This window comes from Paraburkholderia sp. BCC1884 (genome assembly GCF_900996225.1).
Lineage (GTDB): Bacteria > Pseudomonadota > Gammaproteobacteria > Burkholderiales > Burkholderiaceae > Paraburkholderia.
This window is the reverse complement of record NZ_CAAJGL010000112.1, coordinates 268,298-289,651: the sequence shown is the minus strand read 5'-3', so window position 1 is coordinate 289,651 and position 21,354 is coordinate 268,298. Positions and strand designations below refer to the sequence as shown.

At 62.7% G+C, this 21,354-nt stretch carries 17 protein-coding genes; 3 read left to right on the top strand and 14 right to left on the bottom strand.

Features of this window, described 5'->3' with window-relative positions; genetic code table 11:
• Positions 1 to 16 precede the first annotated feature (16 nt).
• Both FQ705_RS26885 and FQ705_RS26875 read left to right on the top strand, forming a co-directional pair.
• Entirely contained in the window at positions 17 to 1,258 is a 1,242-nt protein-coding gene (locus FQ705_RS26885) for a cupin domain-containing protein (RefSeq protein WP_144146684.1), read from the top strand.
• Between the two features lie 232 nt (positions 1,259 to 1,490).
• Entirely contained in the window at positions 1,491 to 1,766 is a 276-nt protein-coding gene (locus FQ705_RS26875) for a hypothetical protein (protein ID WP_144146296.1), read from the top strand.
• Positions 1,767 to 1,920: 154 nt separating this feature from the next.
• Here FQ705_RS26875 and FQ705_RS26870 read toward each other — a convergent pair whose 3' ends face one another.
• The 3 genes from FQ705_RS26870 to FQ705_RS26860 all read right to left on the bottom strand — a co-directional run bounded on the left by FQ705_RS26870 (position 1,921) and on the right by FQ705_RS26860 (position 5,704).
• Positions 1,921 to 4,188: an ATP-dependent DNA helicase gene (locus tag FQ705_RS26870; protein ID WP_144146293.1), complete on the bottom strand. Its 2,268-nt coding sequence runs from the start codon at positions 4,186 to 4,188 to the stop codon at positions 1,921 to 1,923.
• A gap of 64 nt (positions 4,189 to 4,252) precedes the next feature.
• Positions 4,253 to 4,471, bottom strand: a complete 219-nt coding sequence (locus tag FQ705_RS26865) for a DUF465 domain-containing protein (protein ID WP_144146290.1) — start codon at positions 4,469 to 4,471, stop codon at positions 4,253 to 4,255.
• Between the two features lie 159 nt (positions 4,472 to 4,630).
• Complete coding sequence (locus FQ705_RS26860; protein WP_409934735.1) at positions 4,631 to 5,704, bottom strand: hypothetical protein; 1,074 nt, start codon at positions 5,702 to 5,704, stop codon at positions 4,631 to 4,633.
• Positions 5,705 to 5,911: 207 nt separating this feature from the next.
• Between FQ705_RS26860 and FQ705_RS26855 the strand changes: the two genes are divergently transcribed.
• Positions 5,912 to 8,269, top strand: coding sequence for a Tex family protein (locus FQ705_RS26855; protein ID WP_144146287.1), 2,358 nt, complete (start codon positions 5,912 to 5,914; stop codon positions 8,267 to 8,269).
• A 101-nt stretch (positions 8,270 to 8,370) separates the two neighbouring features.
• On the opposite strand, the gene FQ705_RS26850 is transcribed toward FQ705_RS26855, so the two are convergent.
• The 11 genes from FQ705_RS26850 to bamB form a co-directional block, all read right to left on the bottom strand.
• Complete coding sequence (locus FQ705_RS26850) at positions 8,371 to 10,257, bottom strand: potassium transporter Kup (RefSeq protein WP_144146284.1); 1,887 nt, start codon at positions 10,255 to 10,257, stop codon at positions 8,371 to 8,373.
• Between the two features lie 297 nt (positions 10,258 to 10,554).
• Entirely contained in the window at positions 10,555 to 11,148 is a 594-nt protein-coding gene (locus FQ705_RS26845; RefSeq protein WP_144146281.1) for a phosphoribosyltransferase, read from the bottom strand.
• Positions 11,149 to 11,151: 3 nt separating this feature from the next.
• On the bottom strand, positions 11,152 to 12,498 hold the full coding sequence (locus tag FQ705_RS26840) for an adenylosuccinate synthase (RefSeq protein ID WP_144146278.1): 1,347 nt from the start codon (positions 12,496 to 12,498) through the stop codon (positions 11,152 to 11,154).
• Positions 12,499 to 12,702: 204 nt separating this feature from the next.
• Positions 12,703 to 13,854, bottom strand: a complete 1,152-nt coding sequence (locus tag FQ705_RS26835) for an ATP phosphoribosyltransferase regulatory subunit (protein ID WP_144146275.1) — start codon at positions 13,852 to 13,854, stop codon at positions 12,703 to 12,705.
• Between the two features lie 238 nt (positions 13,855 to 14,092).
• Positions 14,093 to 14,284: a DUF2065 domain-containing protein gene (locus FQ705_RS26830; RefSeq protein WP_144146272.1), complete on the bottom strand. Its 192-nt coding sequence runs from the start codon at positions 14,282 to 14,284 to the stop codon at positions 14,093 to 14,095.
• Between the two features lie 44 nt (positions 14,285 to 14,328).
• Positions 14,329 to 15,231: a protease modulator HflC gene (hflC, locus tag FQ705_RS26825; protein WP_144146269.1), complete on the bottom strand. Its 903-nt coding sequence runs from the start codon at positions 15,229 to 15,231 to the stop codon at positions 14,329 to 14,331.
• Between the two features lie 12 nt (positions 15,232 to 15,243).
• On the bottom strand, positions 15,244 to 16,674 hold the full coding sequence (gene hflK, locus FQ705_RS26820) for an FtsH protease activity modulator HflK (protein WP_144146266.1): 1,431 nt from the start codon (positions 16,672 to 16,674) through the stop codon (positions 15,244 to 15,246).
• Between the two features lie 49 nt (positions 16,675 to 16,723).
• The gene (gene hflX / locus FQ705_RS26815) at positions 16,724 to 17,911 is read right to left on the bottom strand and encodes a GTPase HflX (RefSeq protein WP_144146263.1); all 1,188 of its coding nucleotides are present in this window, start codon (positions 17,909 to 17,911) and stop codon (positions 16,724 to 16,726) included.
• A gap of 57 nt (positions 17,912 to 17,968) precedes the next feature.
• Positions 17,969 to 18,205, bottom strand: coding sequence for an RNA chaperone Hfq (gene hfq, locus FQ705_RS26810; RefSeq protein WP_006051315.1), 237 nt, complete (start codon positions 18,203 to 18,205; stop codon positions 17,969 to 17,971).
• A 142-nt stretch (positions 18,206 to 18,347) separates the two neighbouring features.
• Positions 18,348 to 19,685: a ribosome biogenesis GTPase Der gene (der, locus tag FQ705_RS26805; RefSeq protein ID WP_144146260.1), complete on the bottom strand. Its 1,338-nt coding sequence runs from the start codon at positions 19,683 to 19,685 to the stop codon at positions 18,348 to 18,350.
• A 500-nt stretch (positions 19,686 to 20,185) separates the two neighbouring features.
• Entirely contained in the window at positions 20,186 to 21,331 is a 1,146-nt protein-coding gene (gene bamB, locus FQ705_RS26800) for an outer membrane protein assembly factor BamB (RefSeq protein ID WP_144146258.1), read from the bottom strand.
• Positions 21,332 to 21,354 lie beyond the last annotated feature (23 nt).

Genomic DNA, 21,354 nt, shown 5'->3' with positions numbered 1-21,354 from the left:
CAACTCACATTATACGATGCCCAAGCGGCCCACCAATACCCCGGCCGACCCAGCTTCGGCAACGAATTCATCACCGGCATCCCGGCCGACTCTGCCGCCCTCGCCGGACACGCCGACGCCGCTGCTCGGCAATCTGACGCCGTCGCAATTCATGCGCCGGTACTGGCAGAAGAAGCCTCTATTGATCCGCCAGGCGATTCCGAACGTCGAAGCGCCGCTCTCGCGCGACGAATTTTTCGAGCTCGCCGATCGCGACGAAGTCGAAGCCCGCCTGATCACGCATTTTCGCAACAAGTGGCAACTCGAGCACGGTCCATTTGCGCCCGACGAACTGCCCACGCTAAAGCAGCGCGCCTGGACCCTGCTCGTGCAAGGCGTGGACCTTTACAACGATCGCGCGCGTGCCTTGCTGGACCGCTTCCGGTTCGTGCCGGACGCGCGCCTCGACGACCTGATGATTTCCTATGCAAGTGATGGCGGCGGCGTAGGCCCCCACTTCGATTCCTACGATGTGTTTCTTTTGCAAGTAAAAGGTAAGCGCCGTTGGCGCATTAGCGCGCAGAAAAATCTGACGCTGCAAGCCGGCTTGCCTTTGAAAGTTTTACAGAATTTCCAGGCAGAAGAGGAATGGGTGCTCGAGCCGGGCGACATGTTGTATCTGCCGCCGCATATCGCGCACGACGGGATCGCCGAGGGCGAATGCATGACCTGCTCGATCGGTTTTCGCGCGCCGTCGGCGAGCGAGCTGACCGCGCAGTTCCTCTACCATCTGGCCGAGCGCGGCGAGTCCGCGGGGCAGGCCGGGGCGCTGTATCGCGACCCGCAGCAGCCTGCCGTCGACCGTCCTGCCGAATTGCCCGCCGCCCTCGTCGAACGGGTGGGCGCGATCCTTGCTGGGGTCAAATGGAAAGAGCAGGACATTGCGTCGTTCCTTGGCACGTACCTCAGCGAACCCAAGCCGAGTGTCGTGTTTGATCCGCCGCAAAGGCCGCTTAATGAAGCCCGTTTCATCGCTCAAGCGTCGAAGTCAGGCGTCCGTCTGGACCGCAAGACTAATTTGTTGTACAACCGCCGTTTTTTCTTCCTAAATGGAGAGGAAACGTCATTTGATGGCGCAAAAAAGTGGTTGTTTGACCTCGCTAATCACCGGTGTCTGAGTGCGAAACGCTTTGTAACACTCTCGGACGATTCGTCGGTGACAGCACTGCTACACGAGTGGTATTGTGCGGGCTGGATACAAGTGGGCGAGCTTGCGTAACTTTGCCTGCCTGCTATACCGTACTGTGAAATTTTGTATGAGAAAGACAACGTATTGACCCCGGATTTATGGATTGTCAGTACGAAAGTGCATATAATTTCCGCCCAAGCCGTAGGGAAGATTCCAGCTCGTCGAAAGAGCCTCTCCACCAACGGCCCAGGTCGGTGTTGGAGCACATTACCGGTTTTATTTTGCGCTGTTGCTTACCTTTAAACCATAAAAGGACGTGATCATGAAGAAATCCCTCCTCGTAGCATCCCTGTTGGCAGCTGTGGCACTGGCTGCATGCAACAAGAGCAACGACCAAGCCGCTGCCCCGGCTAGCGACGCAGCTGCTGCTTCGGCACCGGCTGCTGCAGCTTCGGATTCGGCGATGGCTGCTTCGGGTGCGGCTGCTGCTGCGAGCGACGCTGCTGCTTCGGCTACGACCGCTGCTTCGGACGCAGGCGCTGCAGCTTCGGACGCTGCTGCTTCGGCTGCTGCTCCGGCTTCGGGCGCAAGCCAGTAAGCTGTCGCATAGGGTTCGCCTCTGGGCGAAAACTACATCGGGAAATCATTACGATTTCCCGATGCAGTAAAGCAAAACGCCACGGATTCACATCCGTGGCGTTTTGCCATTTAAGCGCCGCTTTTTACAACGGCGTGACTTTAATTCCATGCCATTAACTGGCTGATTCAGCGTTCTCTTCAAAAAACTCCCGCACGACCTCGATCTCACGAGTGCGTTTAAATGGCGGCAGGCTTTGCCATATACGGCGCCCATACGGTTTATCGACGAGACGGGTATCGCAGATCATCAGCACACCGCGGTCGGTCTCAGCGCGAATCAGACGTCCTGCGCCCTGTTTTAATGTAATGACGGCCTGCGGTAATTGATGAACGGCGAATGGACTCAAGCCCTTCTTCGTCAATGCATCGAGGCGCGCGGATAACACGGGGTCGTCAGGCGGCGCGAACGGCAGTTTGTCGATGACGACCAGCGACAGTGCATCGCCGCGCACATCCACGCCTTCCCAGAAACTCTGGCTGCCTACCAGGATCGCGTTGCCATACGCCCGGAAGCGATCGAGCAACTCCGTGCGGCTCGCGTCGCCCTGAACCAGCAGCGGATAATTCCAGCCGCGCGCTTCGATCGTGTCGCGCAATTTGGTCGAGATGCGGTCCACCGCGCGCAGCGTCGTGCACAACATGAAAACGCCGCCGCCCGACGCTTCGATCGCGGGCAAGGCGGCGTCGAAAACGGCGTCGGTGAACATGGGCGACGACGGTTGCGGCAGATTGCGCGGCACGTACAGCAGCCCTTGAGTCGGGTAGTCGAAGGGACTGGGCAGCGTCATCGAACGCTTGGCGTTCAGGCCCATCTGTGCGGCGTAGTGCGTGAAATCGCCGCGCACCGACAAGGTGGCCGACGTGAAAATCCACGCGCGCGGCACGCCGGCACGCTGCTTCGCGAAAATCGGCGCGACCGACAGCGGCGTTTCGTGCAGCTGCACAGTGTGCGCGAAGACTTCGATCCAGCGCACCTTTTCATTCGGGTCCGCGCGCTCGGACCTGGCGTCGCCCGATGCGGATTGCGCAGCCTCGGCGCTGGCGCGTTCAGTTTCGGTGGGCGGCGTGGTCCAGCCGGCAAGCACGCCCTGCAACTCGCGCGCGCGGCGCAGGCATGCGCCGATCGACTCGGCGCGTTCGGCCTGCCCAGCGAGTGCGGAGGCCAGCGCATCGAGTTCGGTTTCCAGCGTTTCCAAAGCGTCAAACAAAGGATGATCGTCGGGCAACTGACCGATCGACAATCTCACGGAATCTTCCTTGAACGCGAGGCGCACATCGCGCGCCGCACGCTCGAGTGTCGAACCGAGCTTGACCCAATCGACCGTTTCGCGCGCATGACCGAGGCCTTCCGCCACCGAGTCGCGGGCGAGTTCGAGAAACTGCGCCGTGGACAGCGTCTCGCCGAAAAACAGCGTGGCGGTCTCGGGCAGCTGATGCGCTTCGTCGAAGATGACCGTATTGGCTGTAGGCAGCAACTCGGCCATGCCGGTATCGCGCAACATGATGTCGGCAAAAAACAGATGGTGATTCACCACCACGATGTCGGCCTGTTGCGCCTCGCGGCGCGCCTGCATCACGAAACAATCCTTGTATTGCGGGCATTCCTGACCGAGACAGTTTTCGCGCGTGGAGGTGACCATCGACCACACCGCCGCCGTTTCCGGCACGCTGGCAAGCTCCGCCTTGTCACCCGTGCGCGTGATCCTGGCAAAGCGCACGATGTCCTGCAGATACGACGTTTCCTGACGCGACGGCAAGCGGCCGTTATCCGCCGTGCGCTGCAGATAGTAGTGACACAGGTAGTTCGCGCGACCCTTGAGCATGGCGACCGAGACCGGCACCGCGAGCGCGTCGCGCACGGTCGGAATGTCGCGCTGAAAGAGCTGATCCTGCAGATGCTTCGTGCCGGTGGAGACGATGACCTTGCCACCCCACAACATGGCCGGCACCAGATACGCATAGGTCTTGCCGGTGCCCGTGCCGGCTTCGACGATCAGCGTGTTTTCGCTGCCGTCGAGGCCACCCGCTTCGTCGCTCGTCGCGTTCTCGCCCGCGGCGTCGGCGCCCTGCGTTTGCAGACGCCGTGCCGGACGTTTTTGCGCCTCGAACATCGCGGGCTCGGGCATGGCGCGGCCCGAGGCTTCCATCGCGGCCGCCACGGCACGCGACATCTCGATCTGCGAGGCACGCGAACGATAACCGTCGATCTGGCGCGCCAGCAGGCCGTTGTCGGCGAAGATCTCGTCGAGTTCGGCGACGCGGCGCGGATTGAGCGACGCGCTCAGCGCGGACGTGGCGGGACGCGTAACCGGCGTCGTCACGGCGGCGGATGCGGTGTCGCCCGGCGTGACCGGGGATGAAGTGTCAAGCGGTGAATTCAAGGCAAGCGTTTCCTGCAAAGTCCGGTTCGCGCGGCGCGCGCCCGGCGCCTGCCAGGCCGCGAACTCAGGCGCGTACGTCCGGTTCGAGCTGCAATTGCAGCAAGATGATGGTGTCCTTGACTTTGAGTTTGCGCTTTTTCAGGCGCTGCAACTCGAAGTCGTCGATGCCGGGCTCATCCGACATTCGGTCGATCAGCCGATCGAGCCCACTATGCTCCGATTCCAACTGCAGAATACGGTCGCGAAGTGTGTTCGCGTCGATGACGTGATGTTGATCGCGCATGCTCGCCTCCTCTCGTCCACGGCACGGGCTGCGTAACCAGCCCGGCGCAGAGGTTGCTCCGGCTTAAAACGCACTACGACGGCTGCGGCGCAGGTCGATCGCCGTAACGACACGACGACCTTCCGGCCACGACCCATACAGCACCCTACTACAGCATGCTTACTGTTGCTGCTGTTGCTGCTGCTTTTGCTGCTCGTCGAGTTGCTGCTGTTTCAACTGATCCTGGCGTTTCTGCTCGGCCTTGTCGGCAGCCTGCTTCTGACGCGCTTCGACATCGGCCTTGTGCTGCGCTGCGTCGGTCTGCTTCTTCTCGAAGCTCTGCTGCTTCTCGACGCGCTCCTGGGCCTTTTGCGCGCCCTGCTGATGCGCTTCGTCGAGCTTCTTCTGGAAGTCGCCCTGCTTCTGGTCGTACGCCTGCTGGTTGGCCGCGGCCTGCGACGGGCTGACGCCACGTTGTGCCTGATCCAGTGCGTGCTGACGTTGCTTGTCCTGGTAGGCCTGCGCGTTGGCGCTGCGCTGCGGCGCCTCGGCATTGCGCTGTGCCTGGTCGAGTTCGTGCTGACGTTGCTTGTCCTGATACGCCTGCGTGTTACGCGCATCTTGCGCAGCGCGCTGCGGTGCGCCCGCTGCGTCCTGCGCCTGCCTGAGCGCCGCCTGTTCGTCGCGTACGCGCGCATGTTCCACGCGCTGCTCGCCGTCGAGCGCGAGCTGTTCCTTGCGGATGTCGGCCTGCACCGAGCGCATGCTGTCGCGCGCCTTGTTCAGGCAGTGATTTACGAAGAACGTGCTGTAGCAGTCGTGTTCGGCGACGCCGTAGCGGTAGTCGTTTTCCTCGGTGCGCTGATCGAGGCTCTTTTGCCGCGCACCGAACGCGTCGTTCATGGCTGCCGTGCCGCTGGCGCTATCTGCACTATCCGCGCCGCTTGCGTCCCTGCCGGCTGTCGCATCGGCCGTGCTGGCAGCCGTGGCAGACTGCGCGCCCGGAGTCTGCACAGCCGCGTTTTGCGCTACGGCGGGCGCGGACACGCTCAACGCCGCGGCCATCACGCACGAAGCGCACGACACAAAAAACCGACGATGGGAGACGAGCGCGGACCTGAACACGGAGCGCAACACCGGCGCTCGCGACATCGGCGACGTGAGCGGCTCGAACGAGCTGAGCGGCGAACGCGAAAACAGCGGCAAATGTGGCAAGCGAGAGACCAAGCGGGAGCCCAGGCGGTTGAGGGACAAGGAGATCGGCAACGTCGTAGGAGGTCAACGGAACATGCCCGAAATTCTATCACCCTGCGGTTGAGCCCTTTGGCATTTATGGCAAAATGCCCCGCTCTAGCAACCTGGTCGCAGCGCGCACGCCCGGCCTGCCCCGAGCTCGCATACGTGCCTGATATGCAGTCAGCGCGCGGCCTTAGACTGAGTCCGCAGGAACACCAAGACCTTATGACGGAAACCGTAGCACTCAAGATCGTACAGCGCATCGCCGCCGAACTGTCCGTCCAGCCGCGCCAGGTCGCGGCCGCGGTGCAACTTCTCGACGAAGGAGCGACTGTTCCGTTCATCGCCCGCTACCGTAAGGAAGTGACCGACAATCTCGACGACACGCAACTGCGTAACCTCGAGGAACGCCTGCTGTATCTGCGCGAGCTGGAAGAGCGGCGCGCCGCGATTCTCAGCAGTATCGACGAACAGGGCAAGCTCACCGACGAGCTGCGCAGCGCGATCGAAGGCGCGGACAGCAAGCAGGTGCTGGAAGACCTGTATCTCCCCTACAAGCCGAAGCGCCGCACACGCGCGCAGATCGCCCGCGAAGCCGGCCTGCAGCCGCTCGCCGACGCGCTGCTCGGCAATCCCCTGCTCGACCCGCAAACCGAAGCCGCCGCCTACGTGGACGCCGAAAAAGGCGTCGCCGACGTGAAGGCCGCGCTCGACGGCGCGCGTGACATCCTCTCGGAACAGTTCGGCGAAACCGCCGATCTGCTCGGCAAGCTGCGCGACTATCTGTTCAACCAGGGCGTGCTGTCGTCGAAAGTGGTCGAGGGCAAGGAAAGCGCTGAAGAAGAGAAATTTCGCGATTACTACGACTACGCGGAAACCATCCGGACCGTGCCGTCGCATCGCGCGCTGGCGTTGTTCCGCGGCCGCAATGCGGGCGTGCTGATGGTCAAGCTGGGTCTCGGCGAAGAACTCGACGCGCAGGTGCCGCATCCGGGCGAAGGTCTGATTGCGCGCCACTTCGGCATCGCCAATCAGAACCGTCCGGCCGACAAGTGGCTCTCCGACGTGTGCCGCTGGTGCTGGCGCGTGAAGGTGCAGCCGCACATCGAAAACGAATTGCTCACGAACCTGCGCGACGAAGCCGAGCACGAGGCGATTCGCGTGTTCGCGCGCAATCTGAAAGACCTGCTGCTGGCCGCGCCCGCAGGACCGAAGGCCGTGATCGGCCTCGATCCGGGCATGCGCACCGGTGTGAAGGTGGCCGTGGTCGATCGAACCGGCAAGGTGCTCGCCACCGACGTGATCTATCCGCACGAGCCGCGTCGCGACTGGGACGGCTCGATCGCAAAACTCGCCCGTATCTGCGCGCAGACCCAGGCCGAACTCATCAGTATCGGCAACGGCACGGCGTCGCGTGAAACGGACAAGCTCGCGAGCGAACTGATCGCGCGTCATCCGGAATTCAAGCTGCAGAAAATCGTCGTGTCGGAAGCGGGCGCGTCGGTGTATTCGGCCTCCGAAATCGCGGCCAAGGAATTCCCCGACATGGACGTGACGCTGCGCGGCGCCGTGTCGATTGCGCGTCGCCTGCAGGACCCGCTGGCGGAACTCGTGAAGATCGAACCGAAGGCGATCGGCGTCGGCCAATATCAGCACGACGTGAATCAGCGCGAACTCGCGCGTTCGCTGGACGCAGTGGTCGAAGATTGCGTGAACGCCGTCGGTGTGGACGCGAACACGGCCTCGGTCGCGTTGCTCGCGCGCGTGTCGGGTTTGAATGCCACGTTGGCGCGCAATATCGTCGACTATCGTGACGCGAACGGTCCGTTCCCATCGCGCGAACATCTGCGCAAGGTGCCGCGTCTGGGCGACAAGACATTCGAACAGGCGGCCGGCTTTCTGCGGATCAACAACGGCGAGAATCCGCTCGATCGCTCGTCGGTGCACCCGGAAGCGTATCCGGTCGTCGAGCGCATGCTCGCGAAGATCAGCAAGCATGTGGGCGAAGTGCTCGGCAATCGCGAGGCACTGCGCGGCCTCTCGCCGGCCGAGTTCGTCGACGATCGTTTCGGCCTGCCGACCGTACGCGACATTCTGCTCGAACTCGAAAAGCCGGGCCGCGACCCGCGTCCCGAGTTCAAGACCGCGACCTTCCGCGAAGGTGTCGAAAAGGTCAGCGACCTGACGCCGGGCATGGTGCTCGAAGGCGTCGTGACGAACGTGGCGGCGTTTGGTGCGTTCATCGATATCGGCGTGCATCAGGATGGTCTGGTCCACGTGTCGGCGCTATCGACGAAGTTCATCAAGGACCCGCACGAAGTCGTCAAGGCTGGTCAGATCGTCAAGGTGAAGGTGCTCGAAGTCGACGTGAAGCGCCAACGTATCGCGCTGACCATGCGCATGGACGACGAAGTCGGCGCGGCTGGTGCACGCAGCGGTGGCGGCGCCCAGCAGGATCGCGGCGGCGCAGGACGTTCGGGCGGTGGTGGTGGCGGGCGTGGTGCATCGTCGCAGCAACGCTCGCGCGAGCCGGAAGCCGGCGGCGCAATGGCCGCGGCATTTGCGAAATTGAAGCAGAAGTAAGCCGGTAGCTCGGCGCGTGATCCGTTCACGCGCCGGCACTCAAACAGAAAGCCCACGCATTGTCGATGCGTGGGCTTTCTGTTTTGCAGCGTGCGCTCTCGTCAGATCTCGATCTTGGTACCCAACTCCACCACCCGGTTGGCCGGAATGCTGAAGAAATCGGTCGGCTTTGCGGCGTTCTGATGCATCCACGCGAACACGCGTTCGCGCCAGACCGACATGCCCGGCAACTGGGTCGGCACCACCGTTTCGCGAGCGAGGAAGAACGACGTGTCCATCATCTCGAAGGTCATGTCGTTGGTACGGCCGACTTCGAGCAGCACCGCCTTCACGTCGGGCGTTTCGTTGAAGCCGTAGACCGCCTTCACGAGGAACAGGCCGCCGTCGATATCCTTGACCGTCACGCGCTCCGCGTCGTTCACGTAGGGAATGTCACGCGTCACGAAGGTCAGGAAAATGGTGCGTTCGTGCAGCACCTTGTTGTGCTTGAGGTTGTGCAGCAGGCTCACCGGCACCAGCGTATCGCTGCCCGTGAGATAGATCGCCGTACCCGACACGCGATGCGGCGGATGTGCAAGCAAGCCCTGCAGGAACGGCATGAGCGGAATGCCGTCGGCGGCCGTGCGTTCCTTGACGATCATCCTGCCCTTGAACCAGGTCATCAGCAGGAAGAACAGCAAGGCGCCGATGCCCAGCGGCAGCCAGCCACCCTCTTCGACCTTCAGCAGATTGGCGCCGAAGAAACCTAAATCGACCGTCATGAAGACGCCGATGATTAACGCAACCAGCAGCTTGTTCCACTTCCACACGTTCACCATGACGACGCAGGCGAGGATGGTGGTGATCACCATCGTGGCCGTCACCGCAATGCCGTACGCCGCGGCGAGATTGTCCGAACTCTTGAAGGCGATCACGATGCACAGAATGATGAACAGCAGCATCCAGTTCACCACCGGCACATAGATCTGGCCGATCGCCAGTTCCGACGTATGCAGGATCTTCATGCGCGGCACGTAGCCGAGCTGGATCGCCTGGCTCGTCAGCGAATAGGCGCCGGAGATCACCGCTTGCGAGGCGATCACGGTCGCCACCGTCGACAACACCACGAGCGGCAGCAGAGCCCAATCCGGTGCGAGCAGGAAGAACGGGTTTTCGATGGCCTTCGGGTCGTGCATCAGCAGCGCACCCTGGCCGAAGTAGTTCAGCACCAGCGACGGCATCACCAGCACGTACCACGCCATACGGATCGGCTTGGCACCGAAGTGACCCATGTCGGCATACAGCGCTTCCGCGCCGGTCAGCACCAGCACCACGGAGCCGAGCACCACGTAGGCCTGCAGCACGTGCGCGGCCATGAAGCTATAGGCGTAGTACGGATTCAATGCGCGGATCACGTTCGGCGACTGCAGGATATGCCACAGGCCGAGCACGGCGAGCACGGCGAACCACAACACCATGATCGGACCGAACAGGCGGCCGACCATGGCCGTGCCGTGCCGCTGAATCCAGAACAGCAACACGAGAATCACGATGGTGACCGGCAAGACCAGATGCGATAGATGAGGTGCCGCGATCTCCAGCCCTTCGACTGCGGAGATCACGGAGATGGCGGGTGTGATCACCGCGTCGCCGTAGAACATGCAGGCGCCGAAGATGCCCAGCATCACGAGCAAGCCTGCCATTCTCGATTGATGATCGAGCGAGCGTAGCGCCAGCGCCATCAGCGCGAGCACGCCGCCCTCGCCGTTGTTGTCGGCGCGCATCACGAACAGAACGTACTTGATGCCGACCACGATCACGATCGCCCAGAACAGCAGCGAGATCACGCCAAGGATGGATTGTTCGGTGAGCGGAATGCCGTGGGCGGGACTGAAAGCCTCTTTCAGCGAGTACAACGGGCTCGTGCCGATATCGCCGAACACCACCCCGATCGCGGCAATCGCGAGGGAAGGCAGAGGCTGTTTGTGCACGTGATTGTTATCTGTCATAAACGCGAGGAAATCCGTTCCCTGAGCGGAAAAAACGAGCGCTATTCTAAACTGCTCGCCTAGCGCCGCCCGGCTTGTTGTGGATACACCACGTGGATGGTCCGCGCAGTGTAGCACTGCGATATGTGCGCGTCTGCTGCGCGCGGTGTGTTGACCGCGCCGCGTTCGTGCGGTTGACGAAGTGCCATCCGTCGCGCATGACGGATACGGCGTCCATAAAAAAACGGAGCCCAATGGGCTCCGTTTTGCGGGCTCTGTGATGCGTACGACGCGACAGTAATTGCGCCGTACTCCGCATCATTTCTCCGACGACTCCTGCTGCGCCTGCGCCATGCCGCGCTTGATCCACGCACCGAGGTTGTGCGGACGAACCGTGTCCCACTCCTCGAACGGCTGGTGAATCCACGGATTGGTGGGCAGATACTGCACGTGGTAATCGGGCTTCACTTTCGAGCAACCCTTGTACCAGAGCACGGCCGAACGCACCGCCGTGATCGCCGGATAACGCTCTTTCAGATGCTGCTGCACACGCGCCAACGTCACGCCCGAATCGACCAGATCGTCGACGAGCAAAACGTTGCCGTGGAGTTCGCCGCGCGTCATGGTGATGTATTGCGCGATGTCGAGATCGCCCTGCTCCGTGCCGGCCGCCTCGCGATACGAGCTGGTAGCGAGAATCGCCAGCGGCAGGTCGTAAATACGCGACAGCTGATCGCCGACGCGCAGACCGCCGCGCGCGAGGCACAGGATCTTGTCGAACTTCCAGCTCGACTCGTGCACCTGCAACGCCAACAGTTCGATCAGCCGGTGATATTCATCCCAGCCGACCCACAGATTCTTGTCGTCGTTGCGCGGATCTTTCATCGCAATCATGGGTACACCTTGAACCATGGCTTAAACCTTGAACGGATGACGCAACAGAATGGTCTCGTCGCGATCCGGACCGGTCGACACCATGTCGATCGGAATGCCCGCGACTTCCTGCACGCGCGACAGATACGCCCGCGCGTTAGCCGGCAGCTTGTCCCATTCCTTGATGCCAACGGTGCTTTCCTTCCAGCCCGCGAAGGTTTCGTACACCGGCTCGCAACGCGCCACTTCCGAGGCGCCGCGCGGCAGCAGGTCGACCGACTCACCGTCGACGATGTAGCCGACGCACAGCTTCACTTCTTCGAGACCGTCGAGCACGTCGAGCTTGGTCATGCACAGACCCGACACGCCGTTGATCTGGATCGAGCGGCGCAGCGCAGCGACGTCGAGCCAGCCGGTGCGGCGCGGACGGCCGGTGACCGAGCCGAATTCCTTGCCGACGGTAGCCAGTTCCAGGCCGATCGCTTCCTGACGGGCGGCGTTGTCCGCGTCGTACAGTTCGCTCGGGAACGGGCCCGAACCGACCCGCGTGCAATACGCCTTGGTGATACCGAGGATGTAGTTCAGCTTTTGCGGACCGACGCCTGCACCCGCGGTTGCGGCACCCGCGACGCAGTTGCTCGACGTGACGTACGGATAGGTACCGTGGTCGATGTCGAGTAGCGTGCCTTGCGCGCCTTCGAACAGCAGATTGCTGCCGGCGGCATTCGCGTCGTACAGACGGCGCGACACGTCGGTGACCATCGGCTTCAGACGATCGGCATAGCTCAGCATCGTGTCGAGCGTTTGCTGGAAGTCGACCGCGGCGACGCCCAGATACTGCGTCAGCACGAAGTTGTGATAGTCGAGATTTTCACGCAGACGTTCGGCGAAAATTTCCGGCTCGAACAGGTCCTGCACACGCAGACCACGGCGTGCAACCTTGTCTTCGTAAGCCGGCCCGATGCCGCGGCCGGTGGTGCCGATCTTGCCCGCGCCACGGCGCGCTTCGCGGCCCTGGTCGATGGCGATGTGGTACGGCAGGATCAGGGTGGTGGCTTCGGAAATGAAGAGGCGATTCTGGACATCGACCCCGGCGGCTTCGAGCTCGCCAATTTCCTTGAACAGCGCCTCCGGCGACAACACGACGCCATTGCCGATGTAGCACGCGACGCCCGGATGCATGATCCCCGACGGAATCAGACGCAAGATGGTTTTCTTGCCGCCGATGATGAGCGTGTGACCGGCATTGTGACCGCCCTGGAAGCGAACGACGCCTTGAGCGTGGTCCGTCAGCCAGTCGACGATCTTGCCCTTGCCTTCATCACCCCACTGGGTTCCCACGACGACGACGTTACGCCCGGGGTTCAGATTCACTGCGCTGGCAGACATGTTGTTTCGTAAGCTGGTTAAAAACGTATTCTACCTATCTTCGCGGAACCTTCCGAATTTTTCCGTTTCCGCTCAACGGTATGCACGTTATGTTGGGTATATCGAATATGGCGCGACCGCTCGCCGCGCCGACGTCCGGCGACAGTTTCGTCGCCTTCTGACAGGCGCCGGAAAGGCGCCTTCGGTGGATCTGTCGGAACGCGCTCAAGCGCGCGGCTCGACGACCCATGCTCCGTTGCGCTCGACCAACACGCGGTCGAACGCGAATTCATCGAGGCTGTGTTCGTGGCCCGGCAAGGCCTGGATCACCACTTCGCCGGCATCGCGCAAGGCGGCAACGCTCACACGCAAGGCGTCGTCGTGCTGCCACGGCGCGAGAATCGCGCTGCTGCGCGCTTCGACCGGCGAGATACGCGCCACTTCGCGCAGATCGAGCGAGAAGCCGGTTGCGGCCCGTGCGCGGCCATAGGCCTGCCCGACGTGGTCGTAACGGCCGCCGCGCGCGACGGCATTCGGCACGCCGTCCACGTAGGCCGTAAACATCACGCCGCTGTGATACGCATAGCCGCGCAGGTCGGCGAGATCGATCATCACTTCGGCGCCTTCCACCTGGCTCGCGAGGAACGCGAGGTCGTCGAGCGCGCGGGCGATCGCCGGCGCGTTCGGCAGACGGGCGCGAGCTTCCTCTAGCACCGAGGCGTCGCCGTATAGCGACGGCAGCGCGCGCAAGGCGTCGCGCGTGACCGGCGTGAGGTTGACGGTGAGTTCGGCGAGACGCGGCACGTCCTTGCCCGCCAACGCGTCGTAAAGCGACTGCCCCAGTTCGGCCGCGGCCGGCTCCGCTTCGATCAACGCGGCGAGCACGCCCGCGTGACAGAGGTCGAGGCGCACTTTGGCGAGGCCGGCCAGACGCAGCGCGTCGAGCATCAACTGCTGTACTTCGAGGTCGGCTTCGAGGCCGGCGTGACCGTAGATTTCCGCACCGATCTGGATCTGCTCGCGCGTGGCGTGCAGGCCGCGCGGACGCGTATGCGCCACGTTGCCGGCGTAGCAAAGACGCGTCACGCCCTGACGATTCAGCAGATGCGCGTCAATACGCGCGACCTGCGGCGTGATGTCGGCACGCAGCCCGAGCGTGCGGCCCGACAACTGATCGACCAGCTTGAAGGTGCGCAAGTTCAGGTCCTGACCGCCGCCAGTCAGCAGCGACTCGATATATTCGAGCAGCGGCGGCATGACCATCTCGTAGCCATACGAACGGAAACGGTCCAGCAGACGACGCCGCAGCTCTTCGATCTTGCGGGCTTCCGACGGCAGCACGTCGGCGATATTCTCGGGAAGTAACCAGGTCGACATCGATACAGTCCTACGACGTTGAACACGGCGGCTTGATGCGCCGGTCAGTGAGTGTGAATGGCGGGCGGCAGCTCGATTCTGGCGGCTAGTGCAGACCTTGCGCGATGCTCGCGTCAAGCTGTTCGAGCGGCCGCGCGGGCAGGCGTCACGACGCGCGCTTCCGGGTAAAAGGCGAGCGTGCCGATGAGCACAGCCGGCCAGATGGCAAACCGTACGATTCGCTCGCCCGCAGACCCCTTCAGGTGACGATGAACAGCAGGATCAGTCCGAGCACCATCACGATCAGACCGCCAATGCGAATCTGATGCGCAGGCCGTTCCGCTATTTTACGGAACGTGTCGCGCCACGCGCTCGGAAAAACGAAGGGAAACATCCCTTCGATAATCAGCATCAACGCGATCGCAAGCAGTAACGAGCCGGCTATATCCATGCGAATCAAGAGGCCGCGATGCGGATGCCGCGGCCTTCCGGTTATCAGTGTTTGCGCGGGACCGCGGGAGCGTCCGGGGCAACGCCACCGGTCGGGCTACGCATGAAGCGGAAGAACTCGCTGCTCGGGTCGACCACGATCACGTCGCCCGGTTTGAAGATGTTCTTGTACGCCTGCATGCTTTGATAGAACTGGTAGAACTGCGGGTCGGCGGCATACGCATCGGCGGCGATTTGCGCGGCCTTGGCATCGCCCTCGCCCTTGATGGTCTGCGCCTGGCTGTAGCCGTCGGCGAGGATCGTCTGCTGTTTGGCAAGCGCGTCCGCCTTGATCTGGTCGGCTTCGGCCGTGCCCTTGGCGCGCTCGTCGGCGGCGATCTGCTGGCGTGCGGCAATCATGCGCTTGTAGACAGAGTCGGCCATCGCGGCCGGGAAGTCGAGGCGCGTCAGTTGCAGATCGACCACCGAGACACCCAGCGATGCCGCGGCTTTGTCCATCGCCGCGCGTGCTTCGTCGGCGAGCGCTTGCTGTTTGGCCAGCGCGTCGCTCAGCGTGACCTTGGCGAATGCGTCGCCGAGTGCGCTGCGCGACAGCAGCGCGAGACGGTCCGGCAGGCTCTGCACGTCGCCCCTGGTCTCGGCGAGCAGCTTGAGCGGATCGGTCACGCGATATTTGACGACCGGATTGGCCAGCACGTCGGTCTTGTCGGACGTGACGTAACGGTCTTCGTCCGGTGCGTCGAGCGACTGGATGCGGCTGTCGACCAGCGTGAGGGTTTGCAGCGGCGGCGGCAACTTGACGTGCAGGCCCGGACCGAGCAATGCCGGCGCAGTGTCGCCATGCGACGACAACACCGCCATGTGACGCTGATCGACGACGAACACCATCGACGATGCCGCGAACAGCACGATAACGACAGCCACGACGAGCGCAATGATCTTGTTCATGTTGTGCGCTCCTTATTGAACGTCGTCTTCACGCATACGACTGCGGAAGGCGTCACGTGAGCGCAGCGCGTCGCTGCTGGCCGCGGCCTGGCTGGCCGGGGTCGAGGCTGTGGCCGAAGCGGCCGCAGCGGGCGCGGAAGCCACGGCGGCAGGCGCCGCGGCGGACGGGCCGGCGGTAGCCGGCGCGGCGCTCTGCGAGCCGGCGCTACCTGTGTTAGCCGCGCCTTGCGGCGCGCCAGCTGCGACGGCACCCGAGGCCGCAGCGGCGTCGGCGACACGCTGACGGGTCTGCTCGACCAGCTTGTCGAGCGGCAGGTACAGCACGTTATTGCCGCTCCTGCCGTCCACAAACACCTTGGTCGTATTCGAATAGATCTGCTGCATGGTTTCCAGGTACATGCGCTCGCGAATCACCGCGGGCGCCTTCGAGTACTGCGCGTAGACCTGCTTGAAGCGCTCGGCATCGCCTTGCGCCTGAGCGACGGTCTTGTCGCTGTAGGTTTTCGCCTCGTCGACCTGACGCTGCACGTCGGCTTGCGCGCGCGGCAGCAGATCGGCCGCGTAGGCCTCGGCATCGCGTTTGGCGCGATCGTTTTCCTGATGGACCTTGGCGGCGTCGTCGAAGGCGGCCTGCACCTGATCGGGCGCCTGCACGCCCTGGATCGTCACGCCGGTCACGGTCAGGCCGGACTGATATTCATCCAGGGATTGCTGGATCGCCGCCACCAGCTGCTGGCGAATTGTTTCGCGATCCTGATAGAGGATGTCGCTGGTACTGCGCGCGCCGACGATGCTACGCACGGCCGCCTGCCCAGCCTGCATGACGCTCTGATCGGGATCGACGCTGCGGAACAGGTAGTCGGTCGGTTTGCTCACCTGGTACTGCACGGCGAAGCGAACGTCGACGATATCGGCGTCGTGCGTGAGCATCGACGCGTCCTTCACGTTCGCGAGACGCACCACGTTGTTACGGCCGATTTCCACCTGACGGGTCTGACCGATATTCACGAGCTCATGCGCTTCGAACGGATACGGCAGACGCCAGTGCACACCTTGCCCGGCGGTATAGCGATACTTGCCGAACTGCATCACGACGGCCGCCTGCCCGTCCTGCACGACGAACACGCCGCTGCCGAGATAAATGGCCACCAGCACACCGATCACGATGCCTACGCCGATACGCGCGCCACGGCCGTTGTCCGGACGCCCGCCGCCCGCACCGCCGCCGCCCTTGCGACCGAACACGCGGCTCAGACGACGATTGAAATCGCGCCACATCTCGTCGAGGTCGGGCGGACCTTCGCCGTCTTTGCCCGGCGGACGCTTCGGTTCGTTCGGCCGTTGCCGGTCGCCATTACCGTCGCCCCGGCCCCAGCGCGGATCGTTCAGTGAAAGCAAGGCGCGCATGCGCAGCCAGATACTCCGCTCGTTGTAATCGTTCACCTGTGTTCGTTCACCAGAGTAGACAGCGGGTCAATGCAATTGGAACGGGTCAATGCCCGAGTTCTGAGACCTTGTGGTCGTCGCGCGGTGCTGCCGACCGGTCTTCTTCCGGAAGATCGGGCTGCGTGTCGGGAAGAGATTCGGCAGTAGCGATTTCAGCGATGGCAGCGCGCAATGTATCCAGCCCTTGCCCCGTGCGCGCGCTCAAAAAGACGCGCGAAATATTACCATACTCATCCCGCTCGACCGTGCCCCCACGGGCCGCCAACTCCGGCACCGCGTCGATCTTGTTGAACACCAGCACCTGCCGGATCGTATCCGCGCCGATGGCGTGCAACACCTCGTTCACCTGATCGATCTGGTCGAGCCGCACCGCGCTCGACGCGTCGACTACATGCAGCAACAGATCGGCGTGAATGGTTTCCTCGAGCGTGGCGCGGAAGGCCGCGACCAGCTGGTGAGGCAATTCGCGGATGAAGCCGACCGTATCGGACACCACCACCTGCCCCGCTTCGTCGCCGAGATAGACGCGACGCGAGGTCGTGTCGAGCGTAGCGAACAGCTGGTCGGCGGCGTAGGCCTGGGCCTTGGTCAGCGCATTGAACAACGTGGACTTGCCCGCGTTCGTATAGCCGACCAGCGACACCGACATTGTCTGATTACGACTACGTGCGCGGCGCTGCGTGCCGTGCTGACGGCGCAGTTTTTCGAGCCGCGTCTTGAGCGCCTTGATGCGTTCGCCGATCAAACGACGGTCGGTTTCGAGCTGGGTTTCACCCGGGCCGCGCAAACCGATACCGCCTTTTTGCCGCTCCAGGTGAGTCCATGCGCGGATTAGTCGCGTCGACAGATACTGCAACTGCGCGAGTTCCACCTGCAGCTTGCCTTCATGGCTGCGGGCGCGTTGCGCAAAAATGTCGAGGATCAGACTGGTGCGATCGATCACGCGCCGATTAAGCGCTTGCTCCAGATTGCGCTGCTGCGCAGGCGCCAGAGCGTGATTGAAAATGACGAGTTCGATGTCGTTCGCCTCACACGCAAGACGCAGTTCTTCGGCCTTGCCGCTGCCGACGAACATCTTCGCGTCGGGGCTGGACCGGCGTCCGGTGAGGGTGACTATGGGATTCGCGCCCGCGCTTTGCGCGAGCAGGCTGAGTTCTTCTAGGCTGGCTTCAAAATCGATCTTACCGAAGTCGATGCCGACAAGCGCTGCATTGATCAAATTGGAGGGTATCAAAATGAGGCGGCCGGGAGTAATCGCCGACGGGCGACGCTACGCCGGCCGCGACTGGGGTTAGGACTGTTCGGAATCCGGGTGGAAATTCACCGGGCGGGCTGGCACGACCGTCGAGATTGCGTGCTTGTAGACCATCTGGGTGACCGTATTCCGGAGCAACACGACGTACTGGTCGAACGATTCGATGTTCCCTTGAAGCTTGATGCCGTTGACCAGATAGATCGACACCGGCACATGCTCTTTACGCAGTGCGTTCAAAAACGGGTCTTGTAACAATTGCCCTTTGTTGCTCATAGCAAACTCCGTATTTTTTTGCAGGTTGACTGAATTGACGACGAAGAAAAAGAGATCCGCCGTCAACCGCTACACTATAGCCGATTTTCATTTTTGCGCGACAGGCCCAGCCAGACGGCCAAACCCAGCACACACGCGGGTTTCAGCCTTTATCCGCGTAAGGGTTCGTCGATGATCTGAACTCTATGCGCAATGGAGTCCCAACCAGCTTGAAAGTTTCCCGGAAGCGGTTTTCGAGGTAGCGTTTATACGTTTCAGTGATCGCGTCGAGCGCGTTACCGTGAATCACGATGATCGGCGGGTTCTGTCCGCCCTGGTGCGCGTAGCGCAATTTCGGACGCACCGGACCACGGCGACGCGGCTGCTGGAATTCGACGGCTTCGATTAGCGCACGCGTTAGCTTCGGCGTCGGCAGCTTGGCCATCGCAGCCTTGTAGGCGTCGTCCACCGAGCGCATCAGCGGGCCGATTCCGGTTTTTTCCGCGGCGGAAATGAAATGGAATTTGGCGAAGTCGAGAAATTTTAGTTTGCGCTCGATGTCGGCTTTGGTGCGCTCGCGCACATGTGGGTCGAGTCCGTCCCACTTGTTCACGCCCACCACCAGCGCGCGGCCCTGCTCCACCACGAAGCCGGCAATGTGCGCGTCCTGCTCGGAGATGTCCTGTTGTGCATCGAGCAGCAGGATCACGACGTTCGCATCGGAGATCGATTGCAGCGTCTTCACCACCGAGAATTTCTCGATCGCTTCGAACACTTTGCCGCGGCGGCGCAAACCGGCCGTGTCGATCAGCGTGTACGGCTTGCCTTGACGCTCGAAGTCGACGTAGATCGAATCGCGCGTGGTGCCGGGCATGTCGAACGCGATCACGCGCTCTTCGCCGACCAGCGCGTTGATCAGCGTCGACTTGCCGACGTTCGGGCGACCGACGATCGCGATCTTCACGCCACGCGTTTCTTTCTCTTCGTCGCTCTCTTCGGGCTGACCGGCGTAGGCGACTTCAAGCGCCTCGTTGATCATTTCCGTCACGCCGTCACCGTGCGCGGAAGAAATCGCACGCGGGTCGCCAAGACCGAGCTCATAGAAATCGGCGGCGACGTTGCTGTACTTCATCCCCTCCGCCTTGTTGACGACGAGGAAGATCGGCCGGCCGACCTTGCGCAGATAGTCGGCGATCGTCTTGTCCTGCGGCGCGAGACCGTTACGGCCGTCGACGATGAACACGACGATGTCGGATTCCTCGACCGCCTGGCGGGTTTGACGCGCCATTTCGTGCAGGATGCCTTCTTTCGCGACCGGCTCGAAGCCGCCGGTATCGACGACCAGGTACGGTCGCTCGCCGGCTCGCCCTTCGCCGTAATGGCGATCGCGGGTCAGACCGGGCAGGTCGGCAACCAGTGCGTCACGCGTGCGCGTGAGACGGTTGAATAGCGTGGATTTCCCCACATTGGGGCGCCCAACCAGGGCAATAACGGGTTTCATCAGATGTTGTTCACGGTGAAACGCGGGATCGAAATCGACCGCCCGCGTAGCGACGCCATGCGGCCGCTACACGGCAGCGTTTGACGAAAATTATCACGAATTCGGCCTGCCCCGGATGTGCTGTCAATATGCGCACCCGGGCGGACGGGGATTTGGCTGTATAGGACGGCGCCAATGGGCCGCCAGGTTCGGTCTTTTCTGCTCGACGGCGCGCACGCCAGGTCGATTACGGTTTTCGGCGACGTCGCCGGCTGTCAGGCCGACGGTTGGTGCCGAAGGTGGCGCCGCAAGCAGCCACCGGTGAGCCACATAGACCACGTGGATCACGTGTGTCGTGCGTGTGCCCTGCTCGATCCGACTTGCCGGACCAGCCAGTCCGGCGCAATTTTTCTACTTACTCTACGGTACGACTCAAATTCAACGCCGCCTGACGGAAACACGCGCGGCCGGCGAAGCCGGACCGCGCGTTCGACGGCCTATTCAGCGCCGGACCGATACGATCAGCGCGGACGATAGCCGTACAGATCGCCGTCGTGCGTCAGCACCACCAGCGTTTCGCCGGCCAGCACCGGCGCCGCGGTGATCGGGCTGCCATCGGTCTTCGCACGTGCGACGAGCGTGCCGTCGTCGCGCGACAGGAAGTGCACGAAACCTTGATAGTCGCCTAGCACGGCAGCGTGGCCCAGAATAAACGGCACGCTGAGCTCACGGTTCTTCAGCTTGTCGTTCTTCCACAGCGGTGCGCCGTTGCTGGCGTCGAACGCCGAGACAACCGACCAGTCATCCGCAGCGACCACAGCGGTCTCATCCTGCGCCAGACCGCTCGTGCTCGAAAACGCTTTTTCCCACACTGCACGGCCCGAATTCGCGTCGAAGCAGCCGATCTGGCCTTGGAACGTCACCGCGCAGGTTTCCGAGCCGACCAGCGTGGGCGGACCGGTCACGTCGTTGATGCGCTCCACTTCCGTCACGCCCTTCGGATACGACACCGGCGTCTGCCAGTAGTTGTCGCCCGTTTGCAGGTTGATCGCAGCGAACGCGCCGCCCGGGAAACCGGCCAGCACGGCCGCGTCGCCGGCGAACGTCATGCCCGACGATACGCGCAGGTTGAGCGGCACCGCGCGATTGCGGTAGTTCCACTTCTGCTCGCCAGTCTGCGCATTGAACGCGACGATCTGACCGTCGACCGTACGCACCACCACGAGGCCGTTGCCGACCAGCGGCGGCGAAATGATTTCGCCCGGCGCCTTGGCGGTCCACAACTGCTTGCCGTCCGCGCCGAGCACGTAGACATCGCCCTTCAGGCCGCCGACCGCCGCCAGCGTGCCGTCGCTACCGACGCCCGCCGACAGGTCGTCGTGCAGCTTGACGCGCCAGATGTCCTTACCGGTTTGCGCGTCGATCTTCGCGACCGAACCGTTGGCGCCCGCGGCGTACACCGCGTTGCCGACCGCGACCGGCGAGAACAGGTAACGGCCAGCCTTGCCGACGCTTGCGGTCCAGACCTGCTGCACGTCGAGCACGGGTTTGAACTCGGTGAGCGGCGTCGGCTCGCGGCGCTCGTCTTTCGTGGATGAGCAAGCCGCCAGGGTGAGCACGGTCATCGCACAGGCAACGGGCACAGCGTAACGTTTCAGCAGATTCATCGGTGGACGAAGCATTCAGGAAT